This window comes from Agromyces sp. NSFZ (assembly GCF_056156205.1).
Window position 1 is genome coordinate 434170 of sequence record NZ_CM149585.1, and the last position, 26431, is coordinate 460600.

22 protein-coding genes are annotated in these 26431 nt (G+C 63.7%); 18 read left to right on the top strand and 4 right to left on the bottom strand.

From position 1 onward, the window contains the following. Window positions 1-44 precede the first annotated feature (44 nt). The 10 genes from ACVFI9_RS02100 (at window position 45) to ACVFI9_RS02145 (ending at window position 12942) form a co-directional block, all read left to right on the top strand. Entirely contained in the window at window positions 45-650 is a 606-nt protein-coding gene (locus ACVFI9_RS02100; RefSeq protein WP_474764387.1) for a hypothetical protein, read from the top strand. Beyond that, the gene (locus tag ACVFI9_RS02105) at window positions 650-1996 is read left to right on the top strand and encodes a hypothetical protein (RefSeq protein ID WP_474764388.1); all 1347 of its coding nucleotides are present in this window, start codon (window positions 650-652) and stop codon (window positions 1994-1996) included. The genes ACVFI9_RS02100 and ACVFI9_RS02105 overlap by 1 nt, the downstream gene beginning before the upstream one ends. After that, the gene (locus tag ACVFI9_RS02110; protein WP_474764389.1) at window positions 1993-3648 is read left to right on the top strand and encodes an SCO6880 family protein; all 1656 of its coding nucleotides are present in this window, start codon (window positions 1993-1995) and stop codon (window positions 3646-3648) included. Before ACVFI9_RS02105 ends, ACVFI9_RS02110 begins: the two co-directional genes overlap by 4 nt. Further along, a complete protein-coding gene (locus tag ACVFI9_RS02115) occupies window positions 3645-5090 on the top strand; it encodes an ATP/GTP-binding protein (RefSeq protein WP_474764390.1) in 1446 nt (481 codons plus the stop codon). The genes ACVFI9_RS02110 and ACVFI9_RS02115 overlap by 4 nt, the downstream gene beginning before the upstream one ends. Window positions 5091-5094: 4 nt before the next feature. Continuing rightward, window positions 5095-6141: a hypothetical protein gene (locus ACVFI9_RS02120; protein WP_474764391.1), complete on the top strand. Its 1047-nt coding sequence runs from the start codon at window positions 5095-5097 to the stop codon at window positions 6139-6141. Between the two features lie 300 nt (window positions 6142-6441). Further along, a complete protein-coding gene (locus ACVFI9_RS02125; protein WP_474762828.1) occupies window positions 6442-7665 on the top strand; it encodes an IS256 family transposase in 1224 nt (407 codons plus the stop codon). A gap of 351 nt (window positions 7666-8016) precedes the next feature. Next, the gene (locus ACVFI9_RS02130; RefSeq protein ID WP_474764392.1) at window positions 8017-8223 is read left to right on the top strand and encodes a hypothetical protein; all 207 of its coding nucleotides are present in this window, start codon (window positions 8017-8019) and stop codon (window positions 8221-8223) included. Window positions 8224-8712: 489 nt separating this feature from the next. Then, on the top strand, window positions 8713-9021 hold the full coding sequence (locus ACVFI9_RS02135; RefSeq protein WP_474764393.1) for a hypothetical protein: 309 nt from the start codon (window positions 8713-8715) through the stop codon (window positions 9019-9021). A 247-nt stretch (window positions 9022-9268) separates the two neighbouring features. Further along, on the top strand, window positions 9269-10303 hold the full coding sequence (locus ACVFI9_RS02140) for a HEPN domain-containing protein (protein ID WP_474764394.1): 1035 nt from the start codon (window positions 9269-9271) through the stop codon (window positions 10301-10303). A gap of 284 nt (window positions 10304-10587) precedes the next feature. After that, window positions 10588-12942 (top strand): hypothetical protein, encoded by a 2355-nt coding sequence (locus tag ACVFI9_RS02145; RefSeq protein ID WP_474764395.1) that lies wholly within the window; start codon window positions 10588-10590, stop codon window positions 12940-12942. A gap of 228 nt (window positions 12943-13170) precedes the next feature. On the opposite strand, the gene ACVFI9_RS02150 is transcribed toward ACVFI9_RS02145, so the two are convergent. Then, window positions 13171-13740 (bottom strand): hypothetical protein, encoded by a 570-nt coding sequence (locus ACVFI9_RS02150; RefSeq protein WP_474764396.1) that lies wholly within the window; start codon window positions 13738-13740, stop codon window positions 13171-13173. Window positions 13741-14116: 376 nt separating this feature from the next. On the opposite strand from ACVFI9_RS02150, the gene ACVFI9_RS02155 reads away from it, so the two are divergent. The 5 genes from ACVFI9_RS02155 (at window position 14117) to ACVFI9_RS02175 (ending at window position 18585) form a co-directional block, all read left to right on the top strand. After that, window positions 14117-15313: an IS481 family transposase gene (locus ACVFI9_RS02155; protein WP_474766251.1), complete on the top strand. Its 1197-nt coding sequence runs from the start codon at window positions 14117-14119 to the stop codon at window positions 15311-15313. Window positions 15314-15555: 242 nt separating this feature from the next. Continuing rightward, complete coding sequence (locus tag ACVFI9_RS02160; protein WP_474764397.1) at window positions 15556-15840, top strand: helix-turn-helix transcriptional regulator; 285 nt, start codon at window positions 15556-15558, stop codon at window positions 15838-15840. A 103-nt stretch (window positions 15841-15943) separates the two neighbouring features. Then, window positions 15944-17173 carry a cytochrome P450 gene (locus ACVFI9_RS02165; protein WP_474764398.1) on the top strand — a complete coding sequence of 410 codons (1230 nt, stop codon included), beginning with the start codon at window positions 15944-15946 and terminating at the stop codon, window positions 17171-17173. Then, window positions 17170-17940, top strand: coding sequence for a glucose 1-dehydrogenase (locus ACVFI9_RS02170; protein WP_474764399.1), 771 nt, complete (start codon window positions 17170-17172; stop codon window positions 17938-17940). Before ACVFI9_RS02165 ends, ACVFI9_RS02170 begins: the two co-directional genes overlap by 4 nt. A 51-nt stretch (window positions 17941-17991) precedes the next feature. After that, window positions 17992-18585 carry a TetR/AcrR family transcriptional regulator gene (locus tag ACVFI9_RS02175; RefSeq protein ID WP_474764400.1) on the top strand — a complete coding sequence of 198 codons (594 nt, stop codon included), beginning with the start codon at window positions 17992-17994 and terminating at the stop codon, window positions 18583-18585. Between the two features lie 79 nt (window positions 18586-18664). Here the strand turns inward: ACVFI9_RS02175 and ACVFI9_RS02180 are convergent, their stop codons facing one another. The 3 genes from ACVFI9_RS02180 to ACVFI9_RS02190 form a co-directional block, all read right to left on the bottom strand. Next, complete coding sequence (locus ACVFI9_RS02180; protein ID WP_474764401.1) at window positions 18665-19087, bottom strand: nuclear transport factor 2 family protein; 423 nt, start codon at window positions 19085-19087, stop codon at window positions 18665-18667. An 88-nt stretch (window positions 19088-19175) separates the two neighbouring features. Beyond that, a complete protein-coding gene (locus tag ACVFI9_RS02185) occupies window positions 19176-19817 on the bottom strand; it encodes a TetR/AcrR family transcriptional regulator (RefSeq protein ID WP_474764402.1) in 642 nt (213 codons plus the stop codon). Window positions 19818-19819: 2 nt separating this feature from the next. Beyond that, the gene (locus tag ACVFI9_RS02190; protein WP_474764403.1) at window positions 19820-21451 is read right to left on the bottom strand and encodes a class I adenylate-forming enzyme family protein; all 1632 of its coding nucleotides are present in this window, start codon (window positions 21449-21451) and stop codon (window positions 19820-19822) included. A gap of 147 nt (window positions 21452-21598) precedes the next feature. Here ACVFI9_RS02190 and ACVFI9_RS02195 point away from each other — a divergent pair, with 147 nt between their 5' ends. The 3 genes from ACVFI9_RS02195 to ACVFI9_RS02205 all read left to right on the top strand — a co-directional run bounded on the left by ACVFI9_RS02195 (window position 21599) and on the right by ACVFI9_RS02205 (window position 26351). Next, entirely contained in the window at window positions 21599-22378 is a 780-nt protein-coding gene (locus tag ACVFI9_RS02195; protein ID WP_474764404.1) for an enoyl-CoA hydratase-related protein, read from the top strand. Between the two features lie 128 nt (window positions 22379-22506). Continuing rightward, window positions 22507-24585: a hydantoinase/oxoprolinase family protein gene (locus ACVFI9_RS02200; protein ID WP_474764405.1), complete on the top strand. Its 2079-nt coding sequence runs from the start codon at window positions 22507-22509 to the stop codon at window positions 24583-24585. Continuing rightward, complete coding sequence (locus tag ACVFI9_RS02205) at window positions 24582-26351, top strand: hydantoinase B/oxoprolinase family protein (RefSeq protein ID WP_474764406.1); 1770 nt, start codon at window positions 24582-24584, stop codon at window positions 26349-26351. Before ACVFI9_RS02200 ends, ACVFI9_RS02205 begins: the two co-directional genes overlap by 4 nt. Window positions 26352-26431 lie beyond the last annotated feature (80 nt).

The following is a 26431-nucleotide window of genomic DNA, read 5'->3' on the forward strand; positions in this document are numbered from 1 at the left end:
GGAAATGGCCATGGGCTGTTGCGAGCGTCGCGGCACTGGCCCTCATGGCCGCAGGCGCCGTCTGGTACGGCGACCGGGCGAACACGGCTCCTACGGAGCCGGTGGCATCACCAACCCCACCGAGCGAAGTCACGGCCGCGCCCGACGTCGAGCCGGCCGGCTGCCTCGGGGGCGACGCCCGCGACGCGGGCATGGTCCTCGCGGCACAGGACGAAGCCCCCCACACCAGCAGCGGTGCCGTTGAGTTCGCGACGTCCCTGCTGCGTTGGATGCACCAGTACCCGGTGCCGGCGGCCGCAGATGTGGCAGCAGTCGAGGGATCCGTACTCGCGAGCGATTCACCATATGACCTGACCGCGGCCTACGCCGGCGGGCCGAACACATCAGGCGCGCTCGTGCCTGATGGCACGCCCTTCTATCTCTCCACAGTTCCCGGTGTGTGGAACCTCGAGAACTACGGCAAGGACCTCGCGACCGTCACCGTCGGCGCCGGCGTGGTAATCAACGGCGAGCTGCATCCGACGTTTCGCATGGCCAAGACCTACACACTCGTCTGGGAAGGCGGGCATTGGACTTTTGATCACGCGAGCCTCGATCGCACCACCGAAGAACTGTTCTCGATCGGGACTCCGTACACAGGGGGCTGCTGATGTTGAAGCAGGAGCCGTGCGCAGATCCGCTGTGCATCGTCAACGGGATCGGCGAGACCATCGGCGGTGCTGTCAACTTCTGGCAGGACCCGTTTGGCAACACCTTCGAAGCGTTGAAGGACGCCGCATCGGGACTGGCCAGGGATGTACTGCCGGCGCTCACCGAGGCGACGCTGCCGGATCTGACTGCCGAGTGGTTCCTCAACGCCTACGCGATCGCGTTCGCTGCAGGCATCTTCTTCGCGGTCGTACTGCTCATCCCGCAGATCCTCCGCACGGCTCGTGGCACCATGGCCGGCCGCGACCTTCTCGAGTCGATCGGCCTGTACTTTCCCCTGTTCATCGTCGGCGCGATGTTCGGCCCGATGTTCGGCGTGCTCCTCGTGAACTTCTTCCATGCGCTCGCCAACGTGTTCATCGATTGGGGCATCTCAGGCAACTACTCCGAGGTTATCGGCCGCATGCAGGCCATGATCGACGGCGCTGACCCTGCCGCGATGACTGGAGGCGTGTTCGTCGCCTGCATCCTCATGCTCTGCATGGTCATCGGCCTATTTCTGGTCGTGCTCATGCTCATCGTGCAGCTGGTGACCCTGTACTTCACGGGCGTGCTCGTGCCGTTCGGCCTCGCATGGATCATCGACCCCACACACCGCACCTTCGGCATCCGAATCGTATTCGTCTGGATCGGTATCCTCGCCGCGCACCCGGCGCTGTTCTTCCTACTCGGCTTCGCCTACAACATCATGGGCAACACGATCGTGACACTCGGTGAGAACGACCCGCTGCAGACACTCGTGACCTTCGTCGTTGCCCTACTCGCGCTGTTCATCGCCGCGCTGTCCCCACTCTTGCTGCTGAAGTTCGCGCCCATCATCCCGACCGGGCTCGGGACCACCAATGGGCCGTCGCTCGGCGGGAGCCCAATCGGCGCGCCCAGCATGACGGACGCCGGGGATCGCTACGGCGCACCCGCGCCGCCCAGCAACACAAGCACGTCGAACTCGACGTCGACCACGGTTACAAGCGACGCGGAACTGGCATCGCAGCCTTCGGGAGGTGGACTCTCCGACGTTGCGGCAGCACGCGCCGCTGAGGGCTCGGCGGGTGCCGAGGGTGCCGCCGGCGCGGCTGCGACGACCGGCTCAGCTGGGGCCGAAGGGCTGGTGGCCGCAGGAGCGGTCGAATCCGCGACAGGCGTTGGTGCCGCGATCGGCGTGCCGACGCTCATCGCGGCCGGCGCCGTCGCAGTGACAGAGAAGGCTCGCGAGCTCGGCAACACCGCCGCCGACCAGGCGGTGGCCCCGATGGACGAGCAAGGCACGATTGGGGAGGACCGGCCATGATGCAGACGCAGACGCAGACGCGCGCGATCGTGCGGCATCTGGGCGGCGAGTCGGGGCACCGGTCGTTCTTCGGCGGCTCGCATTCCAAGACCCGACTGGCCCTCCTTGGGCTGTTCATCATCGGCGGCATGGTCATCACCGTGTTCGCTGGCTGGCCGGGACTGCTGGTTGGCCTGGTGGGGGTGACGGTCACGCTCCTCGTTACTGCTCGCACTCACCGAGGAACGATCGCCGAGCGGGCGCGCAAGCGCCGCCGCTGGAAGCAGCGCGTTGCCAACGGCACCGATGCGTTCGACCCCTACGACGTCGGGGAGTGGGACCAGCGCGAGCAAGCGGCGCATGTTGCCAGAGGCCGCGAAGGGAAGTGGGCAGCCCAGCGCGCTCTGGCCGCAATGCGGGCGAACCCAGACGGCGCGGACGGCATGGGCTGGCTGCAGTACGGACGAGGCGTCGCGGGCATCGCCTGGCACGCGCCCGTAGGGGAGCGCGGCTATCTCTCCGTCGTGTTTGCCGTGACCGGGCAGCTGCGCGGAATCGAGTCGACGTCGGTCATGAGTCGCGCAGCGGAAGCCTGGGGCGCCTTCCTCGCCTCGCGCGCCGTACCGTCCGTGCTAGTGGAGGACGTCCAGACCATGACCCGAGTTTTGCCGGCAGACACCGCACTTCAAGAGTTCTGGGTGCTCAATAGCCTCGACTCGAGCGCACCGGCTGACGCAATCGCGTCCTACGAGGAAGTGCTGCGCCGCACCGGCGACGGAGCGATGGTGCAGCGACACTTCGTCACCGTCAAGTGGCCGCTCACGCCGGCGTTCTACGACGCCGCCCGCAAGTACGGCGAGGGGCGCGACGGGTGGCGAGGGCTCATGCGCGAAGAGATCGCTTCTGCGCACCGTGGGCTCACGGAGGCTCGCCTAGGCCACGCCGACGTGCTCTCGGCACGTCAGGTCGCCGCAGTCATGCTGCACCAGCAGAACCCCTCGCGGCCGATTGACTACGTGGCCGACGTTCATCCCTCGCGGCTCGGCTTGGCGTCGCATGATGAGTTCTCCGCGCACGTCGTCGGCGGCACCGACCCGGCGACAGGCGAGACGGTTGAATGGTGGCACCGCACCGCGAAAATCGAGGCACGCGCGCTCGCGACAGCACCACGCACACAGCTGTGGATGCTCGACCTCCTCATCGGCCGTGACCTTCCGTTCGTGCGATCGGTGAGCTTCCACATCCACCTCGTGCCCGCAGGTGAGGCGAAGGCCGCAGCACAGCGAGACCTCGTGCGCGATCAAGCCGAAGCGATCTCAAAGACCGAGGGCGGCCGAGTCGATCTCGATGAGACGGGCACGGCAATGAGCGCATCGAAGCGTCGACGCATCGACCTCCGCGCTGGCACAGGCCATCACGGTGCGGCGTGGGTCGGCTACGTGACGATCTCCGCTCGCTCCCGCGACGAGCTCGCACGAGCCTCCCGCCAGCTCGAAGAGACGTGCTCGACAGGGCTCGGCATCGAATACCTCGACTGGCAGGACTCATATCAGGCCGCGGCATCTGGCACTACCTGGCCGATTGGGCGCGGTATCAGCGCCACCGACACGTCGTTTTCGGCGCGCGTCTATCGCGTGCTGGCAGGCAAGTCAGAGAAGGAGGCAATCTCGTGAGCGAGCAGAAGACCGAACGCAAGGGCATGTGGGCGATGCCCGTGTTGCGCACGTTCGCACCGCCCGTAGAGACGGTGGGCGAACTGGGCACGAGCAACAGCGAGATCGTGCCGTGGGAACTCCCCGGAACGCAGCTGCGCACCAAGCCGCGCGCTGCCGCTCGCGGCTTCTACGGGCCCACCGGTGTTGGTGCCCCCACCACCACCCGGCAGGCCGAGATCCTGAACACCGCGCTCATCGGGCCGCCCACAGGCACAAAGGGTGTGGTCAACGGGCGTGACGTGCTCTCCCGCACGTCAATCGCGCACGACCCCGTGACCGCGTACAACGCCAGCCCCCGCGAGGTCTCGAGCCCGAACACCGTCGTCATGGGCGATGTCGGGGCGGGAAAGTCGAGCTTCGTGAAGACTGTTTGCGTGCTGCGGCCCTTGCTGCTGCAGGGTCGCCGCGCCGTCATCTTCGACAAGAAGGACCAGTCCGGCGAAGGGGAGTACTCCAACGTTGTGCGCCGCTACGGGTATGAACCGATCCGCTTCACTGCCGACGGCACCGGCACCCGGCTGAACCTGATGGACCCGATGATCGCGCGCGGCACTGGCGTGAAGGGGCAGGCGCGACTCCTGAACATCATCACCCGGCTCGGCCGCGGTGACCAGCGCTTGAACGAATGGGAAGAGGAGGCGCTGCGTGCCGCGCTTCACGGCACCCTCGCGCGCTTCGAAGACGGCCGCACCGCCGTGCTGGCCGACGTGCTCCCGAATCTGGGTGTAGTCGACCACTCTCGCTATGAGACGCTCTCCCCAGAAGCGCGTGACAAGCTGCACCAAGCCGGCCTCTCCGTGCGCTGGACACTCAACGGCCTGCTGGACGAGTACGCAGGACTCCTCGACGGCGAGACCTCCCGCGAGGTCGACCTGACGGGCAAGCTCACGTCATTCGATATCTCGCAGCTCCCTGACGACGGGCCCGCCGTGCCGGTTGTCATGGCGATCGGGAACATGTGGATGCTCGGTCGCCTCCGCGACGAGCGTGGCTGGGCAACCACGGTCGTCTACGAGGAGGGCTGGCACATGATCGGGGGACCCAGTGCTCAGCTGATCAAGTCGAACCAGAAGCTGTCCCGCGGACTAGGGATCAGCAACGTCTTCGTCATGCACAAGGGCACCGACATCCCACGAGACTCGCCCGGCGTGACGATCATCCAGGAAGCCCAGAGCGTCTACGTGTTCCGGCAGGGCCGTCCGGAGGATGCTGTGTGGGCTCAGGAAACCTTCGGTCTTGCCCCGGAGACGGCGGCGACGATCGAACGACTCCGGGACGGGCACTTCATCTTCAAGTACGGCTCTCACCCGGAGACCCATGTGCAGCACATCCGCTCGCAATGGGAGATCGACGTAACCAACACCGACGAGGCGCTGGCGGCCGCCGCGGGACGGAAATAGCGCCATGGGCGTCGGCAAGGCCGTTGTGGCGGCCGGCGTGGCGTTCGGCCTCCTGCTGGCGGGGACGCTCACGTTCGGCTCCGCGGCCGCCAGCTGCGGCGGCGGCAGCGTGAACCTGGCGAGCGTCGAGCAGAGCGGCGCGGTCGCCGGCTACTCCGGCCAGCAGCTGGTCATCGCCGGCACGATCATCAACGCTGCAGCCGAGCTCGGGCTCAACCACCGGGCCGCGACCATCGGCGTGATGACAGGAATGGGGGAGTCGAGCCTTCGGAACCTCGACCACGGTGATGCCATCGACGACACGACCATCGGCGTGTTCCAGCAAGGCGAGAGTTACGGACCCCGGGCGGATCGGCTCGACCCGCACAAAGCAGCTGTCGCGTTTCTCGCGCGCCTGGTGCAGGTGCCCGGCTGGGAGACGATGAACCCGTCACATGCGGCCCACGCCGTCCAGATCAACCAGGACCCCGACCACTACACAAGGTACTGGCCCGCGGCGATCGAGGTCGTGCAAGCACTCTCGAGCAGCGCCAGCGGTGGCGACTGTTCCGTCAGCGGTGACTCGCAAGCGCTCGCACAAGAATTGATGCGATCAGCCGGCACCGGGCAGCTGCGCGTGCTCGAGCCGCGCTACCTCGACCAGATCAAGGCGGTCGCAGACGGTCGCGTCGAACCCGACTGCGGCATCGAAGCCAGCATCCTTCAGGTCATGGTGCTAGCCGTGCGATCGTTCGAGACCGTCGGGGTGAGCGACATCAACCGCAAGTGCACCGGCTCGCTGCTCGGCGCCGGCACCGGTTCCTCACACTGGATCAACGACGGAGGTAGCGCCGTGGACTTCTACGCGCTCAATGGCCGCACACTCACCGGCGCGGACCCCCAATCCATCCGGTTCATCTCGATGCTGGACCCGACCATGCCCGAGGGTGCAAGAGTCGGGCAGTTACAGTGCCGCGACGACGCTGGGATCTCGCTTGCACTCCGCAACCTCCGCGAGTTCCCGGATAGCTGCGACCACCTACACATCGATGTCGCTCACGCGATCGACTAGCAATGGGGGTCCCCAAGGGGTTCGCAAACGCGGGTGACACCCCATCCTGACGGCGGTGAGGCTCTGGTAGCCAAGAACGACAACGAGACCGGTACGTGGTCCCGAACCAGCAGCGCACCGGCCGGACGTTCGGCTGTCACGGCGACTGTTGCTCGATTCGCGCGCGGCCAACTGATGGGTGGCGTCCCCTGGGGTGGTGGGGTTTTCGGCGGGGTCGCCGGCGTCGTGGACGTAGGCGAGCCATCGTGCGATGGTCAGTGAGAACTGTCTAGGAATCTCACGGAAGGACACATACGCACGATGGCTCTTGACCAGTCTGCCCTCCTCGAGCTGCTCGGGGAACTCAAGCTCACCGATGTCTCGGACCGGATCCGGGTCGCGACCGAGACCCTGTACCAGGAGTTGATCGACGCGGAAGCGGCCGCGTTCATCGGCGCCGCCCCGTACGAACGCACCGACACCCGCACCGCCCAGCGCAACGGCACCCGGCCCAGGGCGTTGACCACTACCGCCGGGGAACTCGAGCTGCGGGTACCGAAGCTGCGCCAGGGGTCGTTCTTCCCGTCGCTGCTGGAACGGCGCCGCCGGGTCGATCAGGCGTTGTTCGCGGTCGTGATGGAGGCGTACGTGCACGGCGTCAGCACGCGCAAGGTGGACGACCTGGTCAAGGCGCTCGGCGCCGACACCGGGATCAGCAAGTCCGAGGTGTCGAGGATCTGCGCGAACCTGGACGAGGACGTCGCCGCGTTCCGGGACCGGCCCCTCGCTGACACCGCCTACCCGTACGTGTTCCTCGACGCGACGTACTGCAAGGCGAGGGTCGGCCGTCGGGTGGTGTCCCAAGCGGTCGTGGTCGCGGTCGGGGTCGCACAGGATGGGCGGCGTGAGGTGCTCGGGTTCGAGGTCGGTGACACCGAGTCGCAACCGTTCTGGACCACGTTCCTGCGCTCCTTGAAGGCGCGTGGGCTGGGCGGGGTGCAACTGGTGATCAGCGACGCGCACACCGGTCTGATCGCCGCGATCGGCACCGTGCTACAGGGCGCGTCCTGGCAGCGGTGCCGGGTGCACTTCATGCGCAACGTGCTCGCGAACGTGCCGAAGACCGCCGGGCCCATGGTCGCGTCGATCATCCGCACGATCTTCGCCCAACCCGACCCCGAGCACGTGCACGCCCAGTTCGACGAGGTCGTCCGGATGCTCACCCGGTCGCATCCCAAGGTCGCCGAGATGCTCGAAGACGCCCGCGACGACCTGCTCGCCTTCACCGGATTCCCACAGCAGCATTGGAGGCAGGTCTGGTCCACGAACCCGCTGGAACGGGTGAACAAGGAGATCAAACGCCGCACCGACGTCGTCGGCACGTTCCCGAACCCGGCCGCGCTGCTGCGACTGGCCGGGCACGTCCTGATCGAGCAGCACGACGAATGGGACGGCGCCGACCGCCGCTACTTCAGCGAACACTCCATGAAGCTCCTCAACGTCGAAGCCGAGGAGGTGGCCATCCCGGAACTGACCGCGGCATAATCAACCACAGCTGACCCGCACGGTGTCGAGAAACTCCACCAACCAGCGGGACGCCACCCAACTGATGACGCAACCTTGGAAAGGTTCAGCGGCGAGCTGGAGCTCTGGTCGGCACCTGCGTAGTGGCCGATTGGTACCCCTTGGGTGATCCGATTGCTTTGTCCTTTCGGCCTCCGACCGTAGTTCGCTCCGCCCTCGCCGTGCTCTCCGGTCGCTATTTGCAGACTCCGCCCTCCGCTGCGCTTCGGGCTCCGCTTAGCAACCGCTCCCTCCGGGCACTCCGCCGGCTTCCGCTCTCTACCGATCTCCGCGCCGAAAGGGCAAAGCAATCGGTCAACGAAGGAGAGAGCAATGACCGCCAAGACGTTTGACATCCAGGTGATCAAGACCACAATCTCCACCCGGGCGGGTGCGCACATCGTTAGCGACAAGCTCAGCGCACGAGCAATCGACCTACAGGGCTTCGGTCAGGTCGGGTACGAGCTCATCTCGACAATCAAGCTCGAAGGAGAAGGGTTCGTAACGCTGGTGGACACGTTCCAACGGCCGTCCGACTAAACGCAGGACGGGGCGGCTCGCGCCGACCCGTCCTGATCCAGAATGACCCGTCGGTGGCCTCGCGCACATCTTGAGGCCCGACTCCAGCCTGCAAACTCGCAACCGCTTGGGGCGATGGCCCGAGATTGGATACCAGGTTGCAGATCGGCTAGAACGATTAGCGCTCGCCTGAAAGTGCTCGCACAGCGGTCACAAACGCAGGTATGCCGATGCGCCTGTGCCCGCCCTGAAGGCTTTGGCCAGCGAAGCCCAAGTCGACGGGCATAACAACACGCTCATTGTCCGGGACGAACCGAGGCATCGCGCGGCTCACCCAAGGCCATCGTCGTCTAGGTAACGTCGCGTCTCGCTTGACCCCTTCCGCATCTGGAGGGTCGATCGCCCTCTTCAGCGCAGGGCGGAGCACAGTGGCCCATGCCGCACCTCCTAGGCTTGGGATCAACGGGAGGAGACGCGGAGTTGAATGATGGCAGCGCTCCAGTATCAGAGGTGCAGGACCTCTTCCGTCGAGCCGTCCGCTCCCTTGCAACAGGTCCGGGGCCAATACGGGAAAGGCTTGTCGGGGCCGTCGAGTTTTCGCACATCAGCGATCCAGTGAACATACTGCCCGACCTTCCGGCAGACATTGTGGACCTGCAGCGTGAACTGCAGATGCTACTCAAGAGGGCCAACGACTTGGGTGACGGATCGGCACAGGCGGGCGCGGCATGGCTCGATGAGGCCGACTGCATGGGGCTTGCAGTCCTCATCGTTGAGGCCTCATGGACCTTGGACCACTTGTACGAGGAGCCCAGGTAGCCATATGTCGGATGCCGAATTCAACAACTTTTTCCCACTTGACGTCACTTGGGATCACGATGACGGGCACCGTTCAGGAGTTCTTGTCGAGAGCGGGGGGGCATATTGGTTGGAATCCGAGTACAGCTGGAACGCGCGCTCAAGTTCAGACAGCCGAGCGATCCTTCCGACCGAGATTCGAGGGAGGTCTTCGCACGGACCCTTCTACATGCGGGCGACAGTGCAGCGGACCCAAGGACGCGGCTCGATGAGAATCGGGGACCTTCGGATCGGCACCGATGAGCCCAACATAGCGATCGTCCGTGCCTCGGCGGTCTTTGAGCACGCCGATCAGGTGGTTCGTCACTATCAGCGCGACGGGGCCGCGCGCTCACCCCACGAACTGCTTAGGCTTCCACCACTCGAGGGCGCGCCCGACATGTCCCTGCTCTATGAAGCAGGCGCTATGGAGCTGCTTTCGACATCACCTACGCAGCTCGAGAATTTCGAGACGCAGCTAGACGCATTGCAGCGACTCCTCACCTTCGCGTCACAACGCTCCGCGGCTCGATTGTCCCTTCAGGTTGAGACCCACGACGGAACGCTGGTGCATGTTTTCGGACGCACTGCCACCCAGAGAAGCGGGGCCGGTCATCTTGATTACCGGGATTTTCCGGTCAGGCTTGGCCGCGCGAACACACAGCAGATCATCGATCGCTGGTGGGCCATGATGGACGACCTACGACCTATTCCACAGGCACTGAGCAGCATCCTGTCCATGCCTGGTTATCTAGAGTCGGATTTCCTTTTGTATGCCACTGCAATAGATCGAGTAAGCGAGGCGTGGACCAACGAACCGGGCATTCTCACACCCGAACAATTCGGGAGCCTGAGAACTGCGGCCCAAGCGATTGGCCTGCCCAACACCTACTACCTGTCAAACGAACCCACGTTCGCGGCACGCGCTCAAGCGCTCGTCCAGCTATTGCCGGACGACGTCTGGGCAGCCGTGAAGGTTGACCAAGAGTCCTGGCTTGCGTCCGTCAAACGCCATCGCAATCTCGTCGCACACTCCGCACAGCAGAAGGCAGCGCACCGCAAGTTCCTCACTGGCCCCGGGTTACGAGCACTGCGAGACGCCACTGCAGCAATCGTTACGCTGGTGATCGTTCAGCACCTGGGCGTAACGGACGACGCTCTCGTGTTCGCCGCTTACCGGCAGAATTACGTCAGGATCACCAAACATACGCTCCGGACGCTTGGGTTCTCGAATGAGGGGATCCTTCCGTTGCCAGACTCCTAGCCACTAGGGTGCTCGAGCGTGCTTGGCGACAGGCGCCACAACACACTCGATTCACATCAGCCGCCGGAAGGCTACTCTGCTCGCAACGAGATGACCTGGGCGTCCTAATTCCCACCCCGTCACCGATTCCACAACCTGCAGCTTTGCGTTTCTCGTCCGCGGGGCCCGTCCCTCGAACGAAAGGATCCGCTATCGACGTGCGCTTACGGACCACGCTACGCGCGTACGGGACGTCAAACTAGAGAGCGAAGGGTCGCGACTGCGGCCGCGGTTCAGGGGGCGTGATGCGAGGACTGCTCGACGACGATCTGCTTTCGGGTGTACACGAGGTGGTCGTGAGCCTGCGCCCGCAACGGGTGCTGAGACCTGTCACTGGTGTCGAGGATGCTGTCGCCACCGCGACCCTCCTCTGTCAGGTGTGGGGTGGCACTGGCGCACCTCTGGTCGCGGCGGTGAATGGCCACGCGCCCGACTACCTCGTGCGCGCGGCGCTCGAAAGCGAGATCGACGGCTTCGCGGGCGAACTGCCTTTCGCACCCGATGCCTCGCGTTTCATCGAAAACGTCCATGGCGCCTGGGACTATCCCGCTGCCCTAATAGCCGCGCACAAGCCGCGGGACCACTTCGTTCCGATCGAGGTGGTCGACCTCGATCCCGGTGATCCGTGGCGGCTCGCCTACCTTGGTGTGCTGGGTACTCTGCCCGAGGACCTTGACGAATCGCTACGTCAAGCGGCGGGTCTCGAACGTCTGCGTTACGACGATGTCTTCCCTCTCCAGCGCGTGACGGTACGCGGCGGACTCGAAGACCTGCTCGCGCGTTTGGAGCCGGCGCCGCGACACACGCCTCGCGAGATGTCGTCCTTCTTCCTCGCCTCCGGGCAGGAGCCGAACACCGGCTTCTTCGGCGGTCCGTCCGCCATTCCAGACCGATGGGCAGTCGCGCAAGCGGCCGGGCCGAACATCGTCGTGGTGATGAGCCCGAACGATGTCGACGACTTCGCCCTCTTGTGGAATCTGCGCGGGGCATGGGGCGACGCGCGAGCGATGCCGATCGGAATCCCAAAGGATCAACTCGACCACGATGCGCTTCGCCGCTTGCACCAGCCGGGAGTCACGACGTTCTTCGGGTGGAGCGGCGGGCACCTCTACCTCACCAGCGCGTCGCTCGATCTCGATCAGCTGTCCGATCTCGCGGCGCAAGGTCACGGGGTAGAGGTGGCGCGCCCGTCGGAGCTTCTGCGGCTGGCGGCCGCACCGTCGAGACCCCACCGCACCGTACAGACCTGGTCTGAGGGCGCGGCGAGCATCGTGCCGATGACCGACGAAGATCGAACCGTGCTCGCAGCGACGGCGCACCGACCGCCATCTTTGTGGGCGGCGGTGCGGGTGCCGGATCAGCCCGTGCCCGCGCTCGGATCACTGCGTAGCCGGTACTCCGCCGGTTTGGTTGGGGGAGCCGTGCCGTTGCAGGTTCCCAACACCCCACGCCGCAGCGGAGCCGTCGACGTCCGCTGGCCAAGCGGGTGGACGTCGCTGGCCGCCGCCGCCGAAGACCAAGATCTAGCGGTGCGCCCTTCTCAGCCGGGTATCGCTGCCATGGCACTCTTGCGCGCGCTGGGAGACGTTCGTCAGGCGTACTTCCTCAGCGATTCGGAGATCGTCGCGATGCTCTATGAGCTCGCCGAGCTCAGCGGCATGTCGTGGTGGAAGGGTCGGTGGAAGCGAGTCGAGGCAGCGCTACAGCACGCGCGGTCGGACACTGAGATTGAACAGTTCGCCGCAGAATTCGGCCGCGACGAGCCTGTAATCGCGCCGCCGCACGAGGGTCGACCCCTTTCATTTTCGGCGATTAAGGCTCGCATCGGTGATCGCGCTGCCACCGAGAAGTGGATCGCCTGGGCGCTCGATCGAAGGTTGCTCGTCAAGGGTGTCGGATTGGCCTGCACGGCGTGCCGAGCCCCGTTCTGGGTGCCGTTGGCAGAACTGGCTCCGCCCCACGTGTGCCCGGGATGCGGGCGTACCATCGCGCAGCCCTTCGGCGCCGATACGGTGGCGTTCTCGTACCGCCTCGGAGAGGTCGTACGCCGGTGTGTCGAACTCGATGCCCTCGGGCACGTGCTGGCGCTGCGATGGTTAGTAGAGCTGTTCGATGATTATGGCCTGGTTGGTGCTCACCCCGGCGTGGAGTTTGTTCGCAACGGAACAGTGATCGCCGAGATCGATGTCGTGTTGCTGATGGGCGACGGGTCGCTCGTGCCTGTGGAGGTTAAGCGGCGCGCGAAGGGATTCGACGAGGGGGCCGCAGTGCAGCTGGACTCGGTCTCCGATCTGTTGAACGCTCCGTTCGACGTCGTCGCGGTGCTTGAATCGGTTAGTGACGGCGACGACATCCGGTCACGGATGCGACAGTTGCCCGAACGGCCACGCTTTCTGCTCACCGCCGAACATTTCGGGATGTCTCACGTCATGTGGGGGATGGGTGCGAATCCTTTCGACGCGCCGACATCCGACAGCGATCTCGCCACCGCCCAACACCGCGAGTGGGTACGCGCGGCCGCGTCGATGGGTGAGCGCCCGACCGACCCATTTGCCGAGACGGTGTCGCACTGGAGCGAGAAGCGCCTGCGGGGTGAGTAGGCCCGGATCCGCGCTCGCCGGAATGAGGTGACCCTCGTCCCCTTCTGCTCGAATCGCGTCCACTGCGACGATCTGGCGGTTGTGCAGGAGGATGGTGGCGCTAGCGGTACTGGCCCGTTTGCCCACAAACCATGTCGTGTCGTGCGGGATCATGGTGATTCGAGAACCCCAATTCCGCGGATCTGGGCAATCGATACCCAAGACGCACCGAAGAAAGCTTCTGGGTCATCAGGCAGCACCGAGTAGTTCGTGGCCACGCACCTGAAGCCGGTTCAGCAGGGCCCCGAGATGCCTAAGAGCTTCGAGGTCAGCCTCCTTGGTGTCCTGGTCAGGCGGTTCCTGAAAGCTCGAAAACGCGCTGCGCGTGGCAAGTCCGATTCCCGCACGCCCTGAGAAGAAGTCGTTGAGTTCCGTGAGAACACGGCGCAGTTCCTCGTCACGGACGACAAGTAGGAGTTCAATCAGCAGCCGTGGAAACAACTTGAGCTCGGCGAGGCCGGCCTCAATCGTTTCTAGCTCGGTCTTTCGTAATCCTTTCGCAGGACCACCGACAGTGGTCGGCCAGTGGATCTGGGTCTGGGTAACGGCGAACGCCATCCAGTACGTACCCCTCGCGATTAGGTCGGCGAGGAGATCCCGGACGTCCGCTCGGTGCCGCTCCTGTCTCGCGAGTTCCGACTCCCTAGCCACGGCAAGGAGCTGTTGCCTTGTGGCCATATAAGTCACGCCAGCACCGAGCAAAGAGCCAAACAAACCGGCGGCTGCAGCGATCACCGCGGCAATCATTCCCTCAGACACGAATTCACGCTATCGATGGCCGCAGACAGCGATCTCTTCCAACATGCCTTAGCGCGGTCGACATGGCCATTTGCCCGCTATCTCGTGACCACAGTTTGACCACATCCGAACCACCAGAAGGATGATTCAATCGAGGGTCCTGTGACGCGGGACGCCCGAGATTCCGCGAATCCCGGCCGCGACCGGCGTCGTTGCGCGGGGATAATACGAGCACACGGCTCATAATCGTGGTGTCGCGGGTTCGAGTCCCGCCCTCGCTACTTTGAAATTGTATGGCTTCGGTTGATGCTGGACATCTTGTCGTCGGGTGATCGTTGACGGTGTTCCGGTTGATGCTTGACAGTGTCTTCGGGTGATGGTTGACACTCTCTCCATGTTGAGGGAGTTGGCTGTGTCTGAGCAGCGGTACCAGGCCGTTCTGGCGGTGATCGCCGAGGGGTGTTCGGTGGTCGAGGTGGCCGGCAGGTTCGGCGTGTCGCGGCAGAGCGTGCACGCGTGGCTGGCGAAGTACGAGGCTGAGGGTGTGGCCGGTCTGGAGGATCATTCGCATCGGCCGCGGTCGTCTCCGGCGCAGATGCCGGCGGATATCGAGGCGCTGGTGCTGGAGTTGCGGCGGGCGCACCGGGGGTGGGGTCCGCGGCGTCTGGTGCACGAGCTGGGAAGGCGCGGCGTGGATCCGCTGCCGTCGGAGTCGGGCGTGTATCGGGCACTGCGTCGTGCCGGGATGATCGAGCCCGGCGCGCGTCGGCGTCGGAAGGACACGTGGAAGCGGTGGGAGCGGGCCGCGGCGATGGAGCTGTGGCAGATGGATGTGGTGGGCGGGTTCGCGTTGCGCGATGGGACGCACCTGAAATGCCTGACCGGGATCGATGACCACTCCCGGCTGATCGTGTGCGCGCATCTGATGCGCCGGGAAGTGTCCCGGAACGTGTGCGAGGGTCTGGTCGGCGCGCTGCGCCGGTACGGGCTGCCGGTGCAGATCCTGACCGATAACGGGAAGGTGTTCACCGGCCGGTTCAATCATCCGCCGGTGGAGATGTTGTTCGAGCGGATCTGTCGGGAGAACGGCATCGATCACCTGTTGACCGCGCCCAGGTCGCCGACCACGACGGGCAAAATCGAACGATTCCATCGGTCGTTGCGGGCCGAGTTCCTGACGGGGCGGGTGTTCGGCTCGTTCGTTCAGGCGCAGGCGGAGCTGGATGCGTGGGTCGCCGAGTACAACAACGACCGCCCCCATCAGGCCATCGGGATGCAGACGCCCGCGGCCCGGTTCGCAGCGTCGCTGGCATCGGCCGTGCCGGTGACCGTGGACGCGTCGGCGCTGGAGCGGGATCGGAGGGGCAACGACTGGATCACCCGGACGGTCTCAGCCGTCGGCACGGTATGCGTGGCGTGGCAGCAGATCAGTGTCGGCAAGCACCGCGCGGGCGCGCGCGTGGATGTCCACGTGACCGATGAGTTGCTGCAGATCTGGGACGGCGCCGACCTGCTGAAGACCGCCGTCCGTTCAAACCCGGGGAAGGAGATCCGTGTGAAGAAGGCGTTCACCACACCCGTGCGCGGGGCCTAATCTGACAACGAGAGTGTCAACCATCACCCGACGCTCCAACGTCAGGCATCACCCGAAGACCTACATCGCTACTTTGAAATCTCGGTTGACCAGGGGTTTCTTGTCCTAATAGAAGGACAGGACTCGATGAGTTCAACGATTATTCAACGCTTGTTCGTCAGCGCCCGCGGTTCGCGGGCTTCTGGAGAGAAGGTGTTCGGCCCGTCCCGGGTCGCTTGGAGTGACCTGGGACACCTACGGGTATGGACCTCGAACGCCTCTCGGGACTCGGCCTCGAGCCGATCCTCACGACGAGCGAGCTCGCCGAGTATCTCGGCGTGCACGTGCAGTCGATCTACGACCTGCGCGCCGCCGGCCGGGGACCTGCCGGCATCCACGTCGGAATACGTCCTCCGCGACCACGGCTGTACCTCGACCGTGGTGTTGTCCGCCCCGACGACCGAGACGTCGGCGCGATTGAGCATCCGGATCACGGAGAGTGCAAGGCCGGCCTGGTCGAGGCGGAACTCCTGTGTCTGCGCGAATAACTCGATGGAATGCGGAGTCACCTATGTTTGTGGACATCTCCGAGTACTGTACATTTGTACAATATTCCATGGCGGCAACGATGCAGAAGGAATGAGAGCGAACATGACCACACCTGCTCAAGAGATCCGATTTGATCCCTTTGAATATGAGATCCAGAAGGATCCGTACCCGGTCTACAAAGCGCTGCGGGATCACGCGCCTATCTACCATGTCGAGAAGCACGATCTGTGGGTGTTGTCCCGCTACGCGGATATCCAGTCGGTGATCGTCGACTGGCCTATGTTCTCGAATCGCGAAGGCGTGGACATCGACAAGACGGACTCGCTCCTTTCCCCAGGGAACATGGATGAGAAGGATGGCCCTGAGCATGACAAGTACCGTCACCTGATCCAGCGCTGGTTCAGCCCTAAGCAGATCCAGCAGAATCTCGTCGAGCCCCTTCGCCGCGAGACCGCTGCTCTCGTCGCAGCCTTCCGCGAACGAGGTGGCGGCGACGTCGTCGAAGACATCGCCTGGCAACTCCCGACTTTCGTGGTGACACGGATGTTCGATGCGCCGCAAGAGGAGCGTGCCGTGCTCGCCTCGATGATGAAGCCGGTCTTCGAGCGGATCCCCAACGACCCAGTACCCCCGAGGGCCGCCTTCGACTCCGGCGAGCGGATAACTCGGTGGTGCGAGGCGTTGATTGCGAAGCGCCGGGGTGAGCAGATCTTGGATCGCCCGGATATCCTCAGCATGCTCCTCCGTTCTGAACTCGACGGAGAGCCTCTCACCGACGAGCAGGTGCTTGGAATCATCAGCCATCTGATCGTCGCGTCGAGCGGGACAACGCAGGACCTCATCAGCAACACCGTTTGGCTGCTGGGAAGCCACCCCGAAGAGCGCGCCAAGCTGGTCGCTGCGCCCGATGCGATTCCGAATGCCATCGAGGAATGTTTGCGCTACGAGGCGGTCGTGCAGTCCGTCTCGCGAGTGACCAACAAGGATGTCGAGTTCTACGGCGTCACGATCCCCGCCGGTGCGACCGTGGTGAACCTCCTCGGGTCCGCCAACCGGGATGACCGGAAATGGGAGGACCCCGACCGGTTCGACGTGTCACGAGCTCCGGGCGGTGCCTTCACCGACGGCGCGGCGACGGCGGGAGGTCACCTCTCGTTCGCCCAGGGGATTCACCTCTGCATCGGACGACCGATCGCCCGACTCGAGGCGAAACTGGTTGTGGAGGAGTTCCTTCGCACGATGCCCGATTACCGCATCTCGGCTCCGCCAACTCGCGCTGTCTCGCATGTCGCGCGCGGGTTCGAGCACGTTCTCGTCGAAGCGGAGGCATGAGCGTGGGCAATATCGAGCTGACGCTCTTGCGGGACAGTGCATACTCGCTTCGCGACAAGGTCATCCTGATCACCGGTGCCACGGGTGGTATGGGTCGAACTCACGCTGAGCTCTGCACGCAGCTCGGTGCACGGGTAGTCATGGTCGATGTCTCGGAGCCGGCCCCCGATGCTCACGCGAACGACGACACGACCTTCATTCGTGCGAGTGTCTCGTCCGCGGAGGATTGGCGCGAGGTCGTGCGCAGCGTCGAGGCGAAATACGGACGTCTCGACGGTCTGGTGAACAATGCGGGAATCCTTCTCACCCAGACGCTCGAAGAGACGCAGCCGGAGGATTTCGATCGGATCATCGAGGTCAACCAGAGGGGCGTCTACCTCGGCATGCGTGCGACCCTTCCGCTCCTCAAGCGAGCGGGGTCGGGGTCGATCGTGAACGTGTCCTCGACAGCTGGCCTCGTGGGGATCGGCGGCTGTTTCGCGTACTCGGCGAGCAAGTTCGCCGTGCGGGGCATGACGAAGGCCGCCGCGGTCGAGCTGGCGCCGTGGCGCATCCGGGTGAACTCTATCCACCCTGGCGACACCTTGACTCCGATGATCGCGGGGCTCGAGAACACTTCGGCGGTGCCCGATTCCTCAACCATCCCGCTCAAACGCTTTGCGGAGCCGATGGAGATATCACGTGCGGTGACGTTCCTGCTGAGCGACGCCGCGAGTTACATCACCGGGGCCGAGATGGTGGTCGATGGCGGGTATACCACAGCATGACCCAGTACCCCCGCCGTAGGCGCGGCGCTCCGTCGTGTGGATAGTGTCCTCATGATGGAACAGACACGCAGGAGATCGACCGAAGAGAGCGGTAGCCGACGCGATCGCATTGTCGCGGCTGCCTTGGAGGTGATTCGCCTGCAAGGTGTCGACGGGTTGACGCACAGAGCAGTCGCCCGCCAGGCCGGGATTTCCCTCGGCCTCACCACGTACTACTTCGACGGGATCGAAGAGATACTCGAGTCCGCTTTCGACCTCGCGATGCGAAGGGACGTCGCATTTCTCGCAGCTTGGGCGGATGGTCTGAAGGAGGGTGCTGATCTTCCCACCGAACTGACGGACCTCGTTTTCATGCTCGGCGTGCGAGAGTCGGAGAGCGTCTACGTTAACTTCGTGCTCGTACTCGCGGCAGTCCATCGGCCGCACCTCCACGAGAAGGCCCACACATGGGCCAATTCGCTGACGCTCATCATGGAACGCTGCCTCTCGCGCGAGGCGGCTGCTGCCGTGGCGACCGTCTACGACGGGACGCTGCTTCGCCAGGCGATCACGGGGAACGTTGCCTCGCGTGCGGAGATCATGGCGAATTTCCGGCGCGCGTGTGGTGACGAGTCCATTTGGGCCATCGCCGTAGTCGACTCGTGACCCTCGGACTTCTGGACCACAGAAAGACCAGACCACAGGGACGCACCGACAGCCTTCGATCGCCGCAAGGGCGATGCCGTCAGCTGAGATCGCCGAAGAACGCCTCAACCTCGGGCTGATTCATATCGGCGAAATAGCACTCGACGATCTTCCGTCCCTCCCACTTATAGAAGCCGAGGCGCTTGGTGACGACTTCCTTGTCGCCCTTGCCCCACACTTCGTGGACGAGCATCAGCACGCCGTCTTCGCCAATGAGCAGGACGTTGTCCTTCTCGTCTTCAGCGTCGCCACCGACCTGCCAACGATCGACGTAGGCATTCACCCGGCCGATCCAGTTATCGACGAAGTCCTTCTTGCCCCGGTAGATGCCTGCGAGCGGCCCGTTTCCCCCCATATGGACGACGACATCGTCCGAGTAGAATGCCATTCCTGCCTCTTGGTCGCCGCGACCCCAAGCCTCGTGGTACTCCTCGAGAAGTTTGTGCATGGTTTCGATGCTCATAAGACCTCCTGTGTTGAATGGGCGCACCGAAATGGGCGTCCGGATCGGTCGGTCGGGCGCGCCGCAGAGGTGGCCCGGCTCGCTATTGCTACTTCTCGACTCGAGATCCCGCGCCGACCATGTTGCGTACAAGATCTACGAGGATCTCAGCGACTTCCGCGCTGCTGAGCTTCCCGCTGGGATTGAACCAGGAGTAGACGTATTCACAGAGCGTGATGATGGTGAACGCCGTGACGTTGACGTTCTCGACTTTGAAGACCCCCTGCGCGGAGCCCTCTCGGAGCACCTGCCGGATCTGATCCCGGTACTCGACTTGAAGTACCTTCACAGGAACGAGGCGCTCAACCGGGATGTCCTCTGCCTGCGCCTTGCTCAGGTCGAAGGTGCGCGCGGCGTCGGATTTGTCCAGCTGCCAGATGACGTGCGCCCGAACGAACTGCTCGAGCCGATTGGTTGGGTCGGCCGCAGTGGCCGCAGACCGGACAGACGCGGAGAAATCGCGCATTGACGTCTCAATGACCTCTACGTAGAGGTCCTCCTTGGACGGGAAATACCAATAGAGCGCGGGCGCGGAGACACCCAGTTCGCTCGCCACTGACTTCATGCTGGTGCCCGAGTATCCGTAGCGGAGGAACATCTGGGTTGCGACTTCCATGACGCGTTCGCGCCCGACGTGGCCCCTACCCTGAGGGTTTTTCGTTCCTGGTCCTCGCGTGGACTTGGTCGTCACACTCAATGTCTGGCCTCACTTACTTCCACGCCTGCGGGCGAGCCGGCTTCGTAGTTGAAATGTACTTCGCGTGCCTTCATTGAGCGCCGGGCCACACCGGCTTCCGTACGACGGTTGTCGCGCTGATTTGCGGTCGCTTCGAAGAGCGCCGCAACGGCTCGTCGGTCTACCTTTCCGCTCGCCGTCCTGGGCAGCGGTGTCTGTGTGAAGATTCGCTCGGGAACTGCGTAGTCGGGCAGTTGTGTGCGCAACTGGCTCAAGGCAGAGTCCTCGGCGAAACTCTCCCCAGGACGCTCTTCGACCGCGGCGAACACGCGATTCTGCAGGATCGAGTCTGCGACCCCGAATACGCATCCGATGGCCACCCCTGGCACCGCCGCGAGCAGTCCCTCGATGTGGGCCGGCAAGACCTTCTCCCCACCCCGGTTGATCACGTCATCGACGCGTCCCTCGAAATAATAGAGGTCGCCATCGAGTCGCGCGAGATCGCCGGTGTGGAGCCATCCGTCGCTGATCTTCGAAGCGGTCAGTTCAGGCTGTTGCCAATAGCCGAGCATGACGGTCGGGCCCTTTGCCCAAAGCTCACCGATCTCGCCGTCAGCGACGTCGACTCCGTTCGCATCGACGATACGGATTGATGTGAACGGCACGGGCATGCCGATCGATTCGCCGAACTCTTCGGCGAACTGCGGGGGGAGGAAGGAGATGGCTGAGCCGTACTCCGAGAGCCCGTAACCGTGGTAGAGCTGGAGCCCTGGCCAGCGAGAGAGATACTCGTCGATCCAGGTGCTTGGCATGGGTGAGCCGCCGTAAAGCAGGATCCTCATACTCGAGAGCGCTTGGTCCGCGCCCTCAGCCAACATGAGGAGGCGATGGATGCTCGGAACTGCAGCCAGGTACGTGACCGGTCGTTTGATGAGCGCCTCGATCGCGAGCGCCGTGCGGAACTTCTTGAGTAGGTCGGTCCTGCCGCCGACGAGGAGCATGTGACCGAACTGATCGATGAATCCTGTGTTGTGGAACATCGGAACAACGACCAGTGTCGAGTCGTCTGGTGTCGTGTGCATGACGCGAACGAAGGCCCAGGATGCCTCGGCAAGCGCGCCCTGCGAAAGCGTCGCTCCCTTCGGCCGTCCTGTGGTGCCGGAAGTGAAACTGATCAGCGCGGGTGCGTCGAGGTCGAGGCCCGTCGATTCTGGGAAGATGTTGCTCGGTAGGTCGTGGAACAAGTCGAAGACCGGTGTATCTGAGACCTCGCTCACGATGCCTGTGTGCTCTTCGTCGCGCAGGACGAGCGCGGCGTCGAGTACCTTCACTTGATCGGCGAACTGACGGGGGTTGAGGCGGTTGTTCGCGGGAGCGATGACCGCACCAAGGCCGAGGACCGCCATGTAGTGGACGACCCATGGGATGGAGTTGTGGCCAACGATCACCACACGATCGCCGGAATGCACGCCTTGTTCATGTAGCCAGGTGCGGCAACGTGCCACTCGATCGACGAGTTCACCCCACGTGAGTTGCTCACGTCCCGAGGTGAGTGCAAGCCGGTCGGGGGTGGCGCGACCCCAATGCTCGAGTGCGTCCGAGAGCGTGGGAAACGGGATCGAGGCAGTGCTGAAGCCGGAGGTGTTCACGGGCTGTTTCTCTCTTCATCGAGTGATGCAAAGCCAGATCGAGGCTGAGGACGCATTCGCTAACTAAATGTCTATTAAGTAATGTAGGACGCAAAGCGGGCTGGGTCAAGTGCCGAATCGGCTCCCGGCCCGCAAAGGAGGGATGCCATGGAAACCGGCGTGTCGACCCAGGTGCTCGACGAGATTCTGATCGTCACGATTGATCGGCCGAAGGCGAATGCGATCAGCGCAGCGACGAGCGTGGCATTGCACGAGGCGTTTCTCAAACTCGACGATCGAGATGATCTGCGGGTGGGGATCGTGACGGGCGCAGGGGAACGCTTCTTCAGCGCGGGTTGGGATCTCCGCGCCGCCGCCGAAGGAGAAGCACATGATGCTAATCATGGAGCCGGAGGCTTCGCCGGGCTGACCGAATTCTTCGGCCTGAGGAAGCCTGTGATTGCTGCGGTTAACGGCGCCGCCTACGGTGGGGGCGTTGAACTCATGATGGCTTGCCATCTTTCCGTCGTGGCGGATTCAGCAGTATTCGCATTTCCCGAGGCGGGTCTTGGCATTCTGCCCGATGCAGGGGGTCTGACTCGGCTGCCGGCCCTCACTTCTCGGGCGATCGCGCTTGAGTTGCTGATTACCGGAAGACGGTTCGTCGCGGAAGAAGCGCTCCGCTGGGGGCTCGTGAATCGGGTGGTACCGGCGGGTCGAGTCCTCGACGAAGCAATCGCCCTCGCCCGATCGGTTTGCCGGGCGGCGCCTCTTTCAGTTCAAGCTGTGCTCGATACGGTTGCCGCCACTCGAGGCATGATCGACCAGGAGGCATTCACTGTCATGCGCGCCCTTCCGTCTGTGGAGCTCGCCCTGCATTCGGATGACGCACTCGAGGGTCCAATCGCCTTCGCGGAGAGCCGCGAGCCGCGGTGGCTGGGCCGCTGACCCCAACGCGCCGGCGACATTCTTGAAAGCGCGTTCAAGAAGACTTGACATCTACTTACTTAACGTTAAAGAATGAATAGAACCGCGGCGGCAGCGGCGACCGAATTGGATTACAAAGGAGTAGCCCCATGAGCTATCAGATCTCCGCTGACACTGGGGGAACCTTCATCGATGTCGTCGTGCAGGGGGGGCCGGAACCGGTGATCGGCAAGTCCCTCACCACTCACGACCGAGTTTTCCGTGGCCTCTCGAGCGCCCTCGATTTCGCCGCGGAGCAGCTGGGTCTGACCGCGGTGCAGCTCATCGCCGAGACCGACTTGTTCATCTATGGAACAACGCGAGCGACGAACGCGATTGTCACCCGAAACACGGCGAAGACCGCTTTGCTCACCACCCAGGGCTTCGAGGAGACTCTCGTTCTGAAAGAGGGAGGAAAGCAGGACGGGTACGACTACTCGAAGCCGTATCCCGACCCCTACATCCCGCGCCGCTACACCTTCGGTGTCCCGGAACGGATCGATTCTGAGGGGCGAATTCTCCGCGAGCTTGATGAGGCTCATCTTCGGGACCTCATCGAGCAGATCGCCAACGATGGCTTCGAGTCGATCGCTGTGTCATTTCTTTGGTCGGTGGTGAACTCGGCTCACGAACTCAGGGTCGCGGAGATCATCGAGGAGATCGCGCCGCAGATCCCGGTGACACTGTCGCACCAGATCGCGCCGATTATTCGTGAATACCGACGCACCTCTGCGGCCGCCATCGATGCCTCTCTAAAGCCCCTGATGCAGCGTCACTTCAGGGAACTTGCGAACGACCTGCGCGACTTCGGCTATCACGGGGAGATCCTCGTGTCCACGAGCCTCGGCGGTGTCATGAGCATCGATGAGATCATCAAGTCGCCGATCCACGCTGCCCGGAGCGGTCCCTCCATGGCCCCGCTGGCAGGGATTCAGTACTCGATTCTCGAGGGACTGGGCGAGGACATGATCGTCGCCGACACCGGTGGCACAACGTTCGACGCAGGCATCTCCCGCGACGGCGCAGTCGTCAAGACTCGCGACACGTGGCTCGGGCCCGAATGGGAGGGCGATCTTCTGGGGATCTCCTCCGTCGACATCCGGTCTCTTGGTGCCGGCGGCGGCTCGATTGCTCACATCGACGCCGGCGGACTGCTGAAGGTTGGCCCCCAGTCTGCCGGCTCCGAGCCGGGCCCCGCCTGTTACGGTCGCGGCGGTACTGAGCCCACCGTCTCCGATGCGGCCTGTGTACTCGGATACTTCGATCCCGACTACTTCCTCGGTGGGCGAATGCAACTGGATGTGGAGGCTGCGCGCACAGCGATCGGAACACTCGCGAATCAACTCGAGATCACCATCGAAGAGGTGGCCTGGGGCATCATCACCCTCGCCAGCCAGGAGATGGTGAAGGCAGTCCACGAGATCACCGTGGCACAGGGACTCAACCCGCGAGAAAGCACTTTGGTCGCGGGCGGCGGCGCGGCCGGCATCAACATCATGCAGATCGCGCAAGAACTCGGGTCCGAGCGCGCCGTTCTTCCGAGGATGGCGTCGGCTCTTTCCGCCTCGGGCATGCATTTCGCTGACATCGTCAAGGAAGAATCCGCGGCGCTGATCACCTCCGCGAGCCGCTTCGACGCAGCGCAGATCAATCGACTGCTTGACGGTCTCGACGAGCGGCTGCACGCATTCGCCGATCGGTTCACCGACCGATACCCGAACTACAAGATCGAGTACAGCGTTGAAGCGCGTTACCAAAACCAGATCTGGACGATCGACCTGCCGCTTTCGCGCGACAGGTTCAACGCGCCCGACGACTTCGATCAACTCGTCACCGACTTCCATGACCTGCACCAGCGCGTGTACGCAGTCCGTGACACAGGCTCGGATATCGAGTTCCTGAACTGGATTTCCCGCGTCACGATCGAGATTCCTCGCACTGCCCAGACCCGTAAGACCGTGGAAAAGCACCGAGCGTCGACGCCAGACAGCCGGGACTGCTATTTCGGCGGCACTGGGCGGGTGACCACACCCATCTATAAGTCGGAGCACCTCGCACTCGGCGCGCATGTCTCCGGGCCCGCGATCATCCAAGAACCCACCACCACGCTGGTGGTCTACCCGGGCATGGCCGCCGAGGTCTCCGGAACGGGCAACTACTTGCTGCAGATCGAGAGGATCCGCGCATGACCGCACAGAAGTTCGACGCGATCCGCACGGCGGTCCTCGCGAACGGAATCGATGGCATCGTCCGCGAAATGACCAACACGCTACTGCGCACGGCACGTTCGGCGGTCATCAACAGCGCGCGTGACTTCTCCTGCGCCATCCTGACGAACGAGAACGAGCTTCTCGCCGCGGCCGAAGGCATTCCGGTGCACATCTTCGGCGCGCAGTTGCAGGGGCGCGCCATGCAAGCGGCACATCCAGACATGCGCGAGGGAGACGCCTTCCTGGACAATGACCCCTACGTCGGGAATTCCCACGCCGCCGACCACACGATTCTGGTACCGGTGTTCATCGGCGACGAGCACATGTTCACGGCGGTGGCGAAAGCGCACCAAGCCGACACAGGCAACTCCATCCCTACGACCTACCATGCCGCGGCCAAGGACGTGTACGAGGAGGGTGCCCTGATCTTCCCGGTCGTGAAGGTGCAGTCTGATTACGAGAACAATGACGATGTCATTCGCATGTGTCAGTCGCGCATTCGCGTTCCATCGCAATGGTATGGGGACTACCTCGCTGCGTTGGGCGCCGCCCGTGTCGCAGAGAGGCGACTCAAGGAGTTCGTCGCGAAGCACGGCATCGACACGGTGAAGCAGTTCATGACGGACTGGCTGAACTATGCCGAGAAGCTCACCAAGGCTGCCATCGAAGAACTCCCGGCTGCAGAGCTCTACAACACGGGCCGCCATGACGCGTTCATGCCCTTCCTCCCCGACGGATTGGACTTCAACGTCAGGATCACGATCAAGCCAGAGGAAGGCATGATCCACGTAGACCTCACGGAAAACGGGCCAAACGTCGATTGCGGCCTGAACCTCACCGAGGCGACGACTCGCGCTGCGGTCTTCGGAGGCATCTTCAACGCGATACCGCAGAACATCCCCAAGAACTCCGGCGCATTCAGGCGGATTCAGATCGACATGAACGAGGGATCAGCCGTCGGCAAGCCGAAGTTCCCGCACAGCTGTTCTGTCGCGACCACCAACGTCACTGATCGCCTGATCAACTGCGTGGGTGCTGCGTTCGCCCAGCTGGGTGCGCCGTATGGGGTGGCCGAAGGGGCAGTTGGCGTGGGAGCGGGATTCGCTGTTCTCTCCGGTACCGATGTTCGCACTGGTGAGCCGTTCGTCAACCAGGTCGTGGTCACTGCGAACGGCGGACCGGGCAGCGCGTACGCAGATGGGTGGGTGAACTGGCAGGTACCGTGCACTGGCGGGCTGATGTACCGCGACTCCATCGAGATCGACGAGATCAAGATGCCGATTGTGTACAAGTACCTCAAGTTCAAGGCCGGCACCGCAGGCGAAGGGCAATTCCGCGGCGGCCCCGCGTTCGAGTACGCATACACACCCAAGGACAACCCCGTCACGGTGATCTACCCCTGCGACGGACAGATCGAGCCCCCCAAGGGCGTACTCGGAGGCGCCAATGGTGCGGTCGCGGAGACCTGGCTGGAACGCGCCGACGGTTCCCGCGAGAAGCTGCCGAACACGGCCGCCATTCTCTTGGAGAAGGGTCAGACCATCATCGGTGTGGATGCTTCGGGTGGTGGCTACGGTTCCCCGTTCGAGCGGGATCCGGAGCTCGTGCTCAAGGACGTCGTCGAACTCTGGGAGACACGCGAGCGCGCCGCTGAAGCATATGGAGTCGCGCTCGTCGAAACGCCCGATGGGCTCGCGATCGATCGCGACGCCACCAAGCGACTGCGCACGGGGGCGAGCAGCTGATTGTCGCCGCCACCCGGGCTAAACAGGGTGGGCAACCGTTAGTCGATCGGGCGGCAGCGCTCGTACTTTTCAAGGGAACG

Excerpts from the sequence above, each read along its gene's own strand:
- ACVFI9_RS02100 (WP_474764387.1), top strand. The coding sequence starts at position 45 with ATGGCCGCAGGCGCCGTCTGGTACGGCGACCGGGCGAACACGGCTCCT.
- ACVFI9_RS02105 (WP_474764388.1), top strand. The coding sequence starts at position 650 with ATGTTGAAGCAGGAGCCGTGCGCAGATCCGCTGTGCATCGTCAACGGG.
- ACVFI9_RS02110 (WP_474764389.1), top strand. The coding sequence starts at position 1,993 with ATGATGCAGACGCAGACGCAGACGCGCGCGATCGTGCGGCATCTGGGC.
- ACVFI9_RS02120 (WP_474764391.1), top strand. The coding sequence starts at position 5,095 with ATGGGCGTCGGCAAGGCCGTTGTGGCGGCCGGCGTGGCGTTCGGCCTC.
- ACVFI9_RS02125 (WP_474762828.1), top strand. The coding sequence starts at position 6,442 with ATGGCTCTTGACCAGTCTGCCCTCCTCGAGCTGCTCGGGGAACTCAAG.
- ACVFI9_RS02130 (WP_474764392.1), top strand. The coding sequence starts at position 8,017 with ATGACCGCCAAGACGTTTGACATCCAGGTGATCAAGACCACAATCTCC.
- ACVFI9_RS02140 (WP_474764394.1), top strand. The coding sequence starts at position 9,269 with ATGAGAATCGGGGACCTTCGGATCGGCACCGATGAGCCCAACATAGCG.
- ACVFI9_RS02145 (WP_474764395.1), top strand. The coding sequence starts at position 10,588 with ATGCGAGGACTGCTCGACGACGATCTGCTTTCGGGTGTACACGAGGTG.
- ACVFI9_RS02160 (WP_474764397.1), top strand. The coding sequence starts at position 15,556 with ATGGACCTCGAACGCCTCTCGGGACTCGGCCTCGAGCCGATCCTCACG.
- ACVFI9_RS02165 (WP_474764398.1), top strand. The coding sequence starts at position 15,944 with ATGACCACACCTGCTCAAGAGATCCGATTTGATCCCTTTGAATATGAG.
- ACVFI9_RS02170 (WP_474764399.1), top strand. The coding sequence starts at position 17,170 with ATGAGCGTGGGCAATATCGAGCTGACGCTCTTGCGGGACAGTGCATAC.
- ACVFI9_RS02175 (WP_474764400.1), top strand. The coding sequence starts at position 17,992 with ATGATGGAACAGACACGCAGGAGATCGACCGAAGAGAGCGGTAGCCGA.
- ACVFI9_RS02180 (WP_474764401.1), bottom strand. The coding sequence starts at position 19,087 with ATGAGCATCGAAACCATGCACAAACTTCTCGAGGAGTACCACGAGGCT.
- ACVFI9_RS02195 (WP_474764404.1), top strand. The coding sequence starts at position 21,599 with ATGGAAACCGGCGTGTCGACCCAGGTGCTCGACGAGATTCTGATCGTC.
- ACVFI9_RS02200 (WP_474764405.1), top strand. The coding sequence starts at position 22,507 with ATGAGCTATCAGATCTCCGCTGACACTGGGGGAACCTTCATCGATGTC.
- ACVFI9_RS02205 (WP_474764406.1), top strand. The coding sequence starts at position 24,582 with ATGACCGCACAGAAGTTCGACGCGATCCGCACGGCGGTCCTCGCGAAC.